At 31.1% G+C, this 6878-nt stretch carries 4 protein-coding genes, 7 tRNA genes and 2 rRNA genes; 2 read left to right on the forward strand and 11 right to left on the reverse strand.

The window, feature by feature from the left end; translation table 11 throughout:
* Positions 1-50: 50 nt before the first annotated feature.
* A complete protein-coding gene (locus tag T369_RS0106160) occupies positions 51-1301 on the forward strand; it encodes a peptidoglycan bridge formation glycyltransferase FemA/FemB family protein (protein WP_031553116.1) in 1251 nt (416 codons plus the stop codon).
* A gap of 48 nt (positions 1302-1349) precedes the next feature.
* Here T369_RS0106160 and clpP read toward each other — a convergent pair whose 3' ends face one another.
* Both clpP and gshAB read right to left on the reverse strand, forming a co-directional pair.
* Positions 1350-1997, reverse strand: coding sequence for an ATP-dependent Clp endopeptidase proteolytic subunit ClpP (gene clpP, locus T369_RS0106165; RefSeq protein WP_006364855.1), 648 nt, complete (start codon positions 1995-1997; stop codon positions 1350-1352).
* Between the two features lie 73 nt (positions 1998-2070).
* Positions 2071-4332 carry a bifunctional glutamate--cysteine ligase GshA/glutathione synthetase GshB gene (gshAB, locus tag T369_RS0106170; protein WP_031553120.1) on the reverse strand — a complete coding sequence of 754 codons (2262 nt, stop codon included), beginning with the start codon at positions 4330-4332 and terminating at the stop codon, positions 2071-2073.
* A gap of 193 nt (positions 4333-4525) precedes the next feature.
* On the opposite strand from gshAB, the gene T369_RS0106175 reads away from it, so the two are divergent.
* Positions 4526-5818: a cytidine deaminase gene (locus T369_RS0106175; protein ID WP_031553123.1), complete on the forward strand. Its 1293-nt coding sequence runs from the start codon at positions 4526-4528 to the stop codon at positions 5816-5818.
* A 93-nt stretch (positions 5819-5911) separates the two neighbouring features.
* Here T369_RS0106175 and T369_RS0106180 read toward each other — a convergent pair.
* The 9 genes from T369_RS0106180 to T369_RS0106220 form a co-directional block, all read right to left on the reverse strand.
* Positions 5912-5983 (reverse strand) — tRNA-Glu (locus T369_RS0106180).
* Between the two features lie 42 nt (positions 5984-6025).
* Positions 6026-6098 (reverse strand) — tRNA-Lys (locus T369_RS0106185).
* A 1-nt stretch (position 6099) separates the two neighbouring features.
* A tRNA-Gln gene (locus tag T369_RS0106190) sits at positions 6100-6175 on the reverse strand.
* Positions 6176-6184: 9 nt separating this feature from the next.
* Positions 6185-6268 (reverse strand) — tRNA-Tyr (locus tag T369_RS0106195).
* Positions 6269-6281: 13 nt separating this feature from the next.
* A tRNA-Val gene (locus T369_RS0106200) sits at positions 6282-6357 on the reverse strand.
* A 7-nt stretch (positions 6358-6364) separates the two neighbouring features.
* Positions 6365-6439 (reverse strand) — tRNA-Glu (locus tag T369_RS0106205).
* A gap of 6 nt (positions 6440-6445) precedes the next feature.
* A tRNA-Asn gene (locus tag T369_RS0106210) sits at positions 6446-6522 on the reverse strand.
* A 36-nt stretch (positions 6523-6558) separates the two neighbouring features.
* Positions 6559-6673, reverse strand: a 5S ribosomal RNA gene (gene rrf / locus T369_RS0106215).
* Between the two features lie 69 nt (positions 6674-6742).
* A 23S ribosomal RNA gene (locus T369_RS0106220) occupies positions 6743-6878 on the reverse strand; the annotation flags it as partial.

The following is a 6878-nucleotide window of genomic DNA, read 5'->3' on the forward strand; positions in this document are numbered from 1 at the left end:
GTTATATAATCGTATGGGTATGTATTAAAATTTATATAAGGAGCATATTAATGATATTTACAGAAATTAGCAGTGACGAACTACAAAAGGTTCAAGAAAAAAATAATGATCGTTACTATTTACAACAAGCTGCTGTATATAGTAAAATGCAAAATTTCAATAACCTAAAAACAAAAATACTTGCTGTAAAAGAAAATGACGAAGTGTTAGCATATGCAACATTTATTTACTTCCCTTATAAAAAATTCTTCTTTAAAGTAACAGCTCAACATGGTCCAATAATGGATTATTCAAATACTGAGTTAGTTAGATTTTATATGACAGAGTTAAAAAAATATTTCGCTAAAGACTTCCGTGTTCTTTGCGTAAGGGTTAATCCATTCTTAAATGAACGTATTTACAAAGATATCGAATATGTTGAAACTACTAAAGAATCTATAGAAACAGATAAAATATTAACTTCACTAGGGTATAAACCACTTAATGATGACTTATTTACAAACCCTACTCTAGCTTCTCGTTGTATATATTCAAGAGAACTAGAAGAAACTCTTACTGAAGATACACTATTAAAAACTGTTTCAACAATGGCTAAACGTTCAATTAACAAAGCTATAAAAGAAGGAATAACTGTAAAAGAAATCGACATTTTTAATGATGAAGATGCTGCAATCTTTGATTCAATAAACAAAAGTACAGAAGATAGAATCAACTTCCAAATTAGAACTAGTGAGTACTTTAGAAATCTAAAAACCGCATTAGGTGATAAACTTCACCTTATGGTTTCTTACTTAGATTGTGATTCACTTATTTCTAAACTAAATAAAGAAATTGAAGATTTCAATTCTGAAAAAACTAAATTAACAGAAAAACTTGAAAGTGGAAAAGTAAATCCTGAAAAAACTATGAATAAAATAGCTAGAATAGATGAATCAATTGCTTTTAACAATGATAAAATAGCAAAAATCTCTTCTTTAAAAGAGGAGCATGGAAATACTATTTATCTATCGTGCGCAAGTTTTATAGAAACAAAACAAGATCTTATTTACTTCACTGGAGGAATGAAAAAAGAATTCTCTAGATTTAATGGCTCATATTTAGTAATGTATACTATGATAAAATATGCTATTAGAAATAACTTCAAAATTTTCAACTTCTTTGGAACTTCTAAAGAGTTCACTTCTGAAGATGCTACTGATTATAGTGTTCTTCAATTCAAACGTCATTTTAACGGAAATGTAGAATATTTTATGGATAACTACGAATTCCGTAATGCAATAGGTAAAATTTGGAAAATATAATATAAAAAACTCTCTCAGAAATCTGAGAGAGTTTTTTTTGAATTAGAATTATTCTGATTTTTTAGTTGCTTTTTTAGCAGCTTTTTTTACTTTTTCTTTTTTTTGTGGTTTATTATTTTCTGGATACATTACTTTATCCACTAAACCATATTCGCAAGCTTCTTCTGCACTTAAGTAATTATCACGTTCTGTATCACGTTCAATTGCTTTAATTGTTTGACCTGTTCTGTCCGCTAAAATTTTGTTTAATTTTTCACGTGTTCTTAATATGTGTTTAGCAGCAATTTCAATTTCAGTGGCTTGTCCTTGTGCTCCACCTAATGGTTGGTGAATCATAACTTCTGCATTTGGTAATGCATATCTCTTACCGATAGTTCCTGCCGCTAATAAGAATGCTCCCATACTTGCAGCCATACCCATACAAATTGTTACTACATCACATTTAATATGTTGCATAGTATCATAAATCGCAAAACCAGCTGTTACACTACCTCCTGGAGAGTTAATATAGAAATAAATATCTTTCTCACTATCTTGTGCTTCTAAAAATAAAAGTTGGCTTGTAATTGAGTTAGCAACTTGGTCATTAACTTCTGATCCTAAAATAATAATTCTATCTTTTAAAAGTCTTGAATAAATATCATAAGCTCTTTCTCCTTGAGAAGTTTGCTCTATTACTGTAGGAATTAAATTCATTTTCTTACCTCCTATTTTATACCTCACTTGCTATTATATATCAAATTTGGTCAATTATCAAATTTTAGCTTTTTTAATTTATTATTCTATCCGGAAATAACATTCTCAATACATCCAGAGATAACCTTCTTGATTTACCTTTATGAGGGTAAATATGCATCATCATCATTGGATTAAAATTAGCTTCTATTACTCCATAATTTTGATCTGTAGCTACTTGTTTAATATCCTTAATAATTAGGTCTACCCCGCATACTTTAGCCATCATAGCATCAGATATTTCTACAGCTAGCTTTTTGTAACTATCATCTACTTCATCAGTCATATCTATAGAGTCTCCACCAGTACTAATATTAGAGTTTTCTCTTAAATATGCTATTTGACCTTCATCCAGAACAGTATCAAAACTTAGCCCTTGTTCTTTTAATTGTAGGCTCTCAATCTCACCTAACTCTATCTTTTTAAGTGGTGTTTTCTTAGCATCTCCACGTAGAGGATTTTCATTTTTTATCTCTACCAATTCAGAAATTGTATGTTTTCCATCTCCTACTACATTTGCTGGTACTCTAAGTAAAACAGCCTTTGTTTCACCTTCAATAACAAAGAATCTATATTCTGTTCCATCTATAAACTCTTCTATTAAAATATCCTTATCTTCTTTTAAAGCTAACAATATAGCTTTTGAAAAGTCTTCTACATCGTCTGTACCATGTTTAAAAATAGAGATTCCTAATCCGAAATTTGTACTTTTAGGTTTTATAACTATAGGTTTATTTTTTAAATAATCAAATTTTAATAAAGCTTCATCTAATGTTGATACTTCATAACCACCTGGAACTCTGAATCCTTTTTCCGATAATACCTTCTTAGTTACAACTTTATTTTCCATTATTAATGGAGATATATAAGTATCTTTACTTGTCATATTACCATTTTTCACATATTCTACAGTTCCATTACTTTCTAAGCGAATAAACTGATCATTTTCATCTATAACATCTACTTTTATACCATTTTTTATAGCATCTTCAATTACTGCTTGAGTAGATAATTCCATGTTACTATATGCACTTAACGAATAATATTCTCTTAAAGCTTCTTCTTTATATTTTTTAGCTAGACTAACCCCTAACTCTATTATATTACCATCTTTTTCATACTCTTTTACTATTTTTGCAGCCAGTGTAAGTGATGGGTCTATTAATTCATTTTCTTTTTCTTCTATTAATAATATATCACTTTCAGGTAAGCTCAATTCTCTTACCATGTTTTTCATATTATCAAGAAGTTCTAAACCTTCTTCCAAGTAGATTGGCATTTCAAATGGATGAGATAAGGCAATATTCTCACTGTATTCTTTTCCTTTAGATTCTGAAGTTTTTTTATCTGCTTCTTCCATCCATACTAAAGATTTTATAAATAAATGAATAAATCTAACATCTTTTTCTAATATTCCAAAAGGAGCAAATGGATTTAAATCAAATAATCTAAATTCTATATATTTAATACCTTTTTTTGGTAAATCCGCTACGGTTTCAGCACCTCTGAATCTAACACTAGAATAAAATTCTTTTTCGGCTATTAATTTTTTATCTTTAACATAGCCCGTTAAATCAGAAATATATTTTTCTAATGAAGAATAAGATACTACGATATCATCATCATTAACATACCCATATCTGCTTGTTCTTAAGCTTCTCACAAAGCCTTCAGGTTTCTTTCCATCTGTAAAATATTTATCTTCAGCAAATGGTGAGGCACCATATAGGTATACAAGTAACCATTGATATCTTAAAAATTGACGTGCTAATTTCATATATATATCATTTTTAACATTAACAACATCGTTATTTGTAATATTGGCAACACTTTTCATAAAATTATCATCAATTTGAAAATTATAATGAATACCTGATACCATTTGTTTATATTTACCATATTTTTCAACTAAGTATTCTCTATAAACAATATCCCATTCTTTTTCAAATTGAGCTACTTTTATATCTTTATCATCAGGAAGTACAGCAGGTATGCTTAGAGGCCATATATACTCATCTTCGGGAATATTCTTTAAAGCTACTTCATGAATAGCATTTAAAACTCTAATAACATCTTTCTCATTTCTTTCTGGTGATGTTATAAGCTCGATTTGAGACTCCGCAAAATCTGTTTGAATATATGGATTTTCATGTCGAGGTTCTAAAACTTTAGGATGATCTGTTTTTGTAATATGACCATTTTCTAAAATTCTTTGTCCTTCTTTTTCTATTCCTATTGTTACTTTAGAAAACAATTCTTCTAAATTATTATCTTTTATAATATTTTTTAATTCCATATCTAATCACTCTCTATAAATAATTTGATTAACTCTTATATTATCATAAATAATAAAATTATAGTAGAAATATTACTCTAATATTAATATATTTTTTCTTTAGGTTACAATAATTATCTAGTTATGATATAATCTAACTATATATGAGGAAAGGAGAAAGAACTAGATCTTCTCTAGTATCTTAAAACAATATATGATTAAATTAATAGCTAGTGATATGGATGGTACACTGCTAAATAATGAACATAAAATACCTGAAAAAAATGTAGAATTAATAAAATATGCTCAAAATAATAACATTGAATTCGTAGTAGCAACAGGAAGAGCTTACTATGAAGCATCACCTGCTCTTGAAGAAAATAATATTGTCTGTGATGTTATTAGTTTTAATGGAGGGGTTGTCTACAATAAAAATAAAGAGATTATAAGTATTACTCCAATACAAGTAAAAGATTTATATTATACGATAGGAATATTTAAAAGTTTAGATATCAGCTACCAACTTTATACAAAAAATACTGTATATACTCACAGTATCGAAACTGATATTCAAGCATATGCTGATCTTATACGCTCTATAGGTTCGACTCCAGATTTAGAATATTTAAGAACTGAATCAAAAAAAAGACTACAAAATGGACATGTTACAGAAGTAGAAAATATAGAACTTTACTTAAACCAAGAGCATAATCCATCAATAAAAATAATTGGAATATCAAATGACCTTGATAAATTAAAAAAGGCTAAAAAACTATTATCAGAAAATGAAAATATTGCTGTAACTTCGTCAGGTTCCAATAACCTTGAAATTATGGATAAAAATGCAACTAAGGGACATGCTTTAAAACAAGTATCAGAAGCATACAAAATATCACTAAAAAATACGTTAGCTATAGGAGATAACTTAAATGATGAGGCTATGCTTAAAATAGTAGAATATAGCGTAGCTATGCAAAATGCAAACCCTCATCTTAAAGAAATAGCGAAATATACAACTGAAAAGAACAATGACGAAGCAGGTGTTGCAGATACTATCTTTGAACTACTAGGTATTCATAACAACCAAAAAGACGAAGAAATTAATAGATTATTAGTTAACAAAGCTATCGAAGCGACAAAATTCTCTTATGTTCCTTATTCTGAATTCAAAGTAGGAGCAGCGCTTCTAACTGAAGACGGAGAAATTTATACAGGTTGTAATATTGAAAATGCTAGTTATACACCTACAAACTGTGCAGAACGTACAGCAATATTTAAAGCAGTAAGTGAAGGCATTACTAAATTCAAAAAAATTGCTGTAGTTGGTGGGCCAAAAGGAAATATAGAAACATATTGTCCTCCATGCGGCGTTTGCAGACAAGTAATTGCCGAATTCGCAGATGAGAACTTTGAACTAATTCTAGGAACATCTGAAAATAATTATGAAGTGTATAACTTCTTTAAAGAAGTACTACCGCTAAGTTTTACTAAAAACAATTTAAAATAAATGTATTAAAAGTATAGCATATATAATTATATATGCTATATTTTTTGAAAACATAAAAAAAAAGCCGTAACATAAGTTACGACTTGGTTAAGATGACCCGTACGGGACTCGAACCCGTGTTACCGCCGTGAAAGGGCGGTGTCTTAACCGCTTGACCAACGGGCCAAAAAATATAAAAGGCTATTAGATAGCCTTTTATTCATTTAATGAGCCATGAAGGACTCGAACCTTCGACCCTTTGATTAAAAGTCAAATGCTCTACCAACTGAGCTAATGGCTCATGGCTGGGATACCTGGATTCGAACCAGGGGAATGACGGAGTCAAAGTCCGTTGCCTTACCGCTTGGCTATATCCCAATAATAGAATGGTGGGAAGAAGTGGATTCGAACCACTGAACCCTAAGGAGCGGATTTACAGTCCGCCGCGTTTAGCCTCTTCGCTATCTTCCCGAAATATTTAAAATGGTGGAGGTTAACGGGATCGAACCGCTGACCCCTTGCTTGTAAGGCAAGTGCTCTCCCAGCTGAGCTAAACCTCCGTTCAAATGGTGACCCGTACGGGATTCGAACCCGTGTTACCGCCGTGAAAGGGCGGTGTCTTAACCACTTGACCAACGGGCCAAAAAATGGCTCCACAGGTAGGACTCGAACCTACGACCCTCTGATTAACAGTCAGATGCTACTACCAACTGAGCTACTGTGGAATTATAAGTCTAAAGCATAAGCTAAAGACCTCTGAAGCCTGGCAACGTTCTAGTCTCGCAGGGCGTAAACCCAACTACATTCGACGCTAAAGAGCTTAACTTCTGTGTTCGGTATGGGTACAGGTGTGTCCTCTTCGCTATCGCCACCAGACGAAAACTTCATACATCTATTATATCATCATTTATTCCTTTGTCAACCACTTAACCAAAAGAACTTCACTTGATTAAGTCCTCGACCTATTAGTATTAGTCAGCTGAATGTGTTACCACACTTACACTCCTAACCTATTCTCCTTGTCGTCTTCAAGGGGTCTTAATATCCGTGGGAAATCTCATCTCGAGGGGGGCTTCATGCT

Source organism: Gemella sanguinis ATCC 700632 (genome assembly GCF_000701685.1).
Classification (GTDB): Bacteria; Bacillota; Bacilli; order Staphylococcales; family Gemellaceae; genus Gemella; species Gemella sanguinis.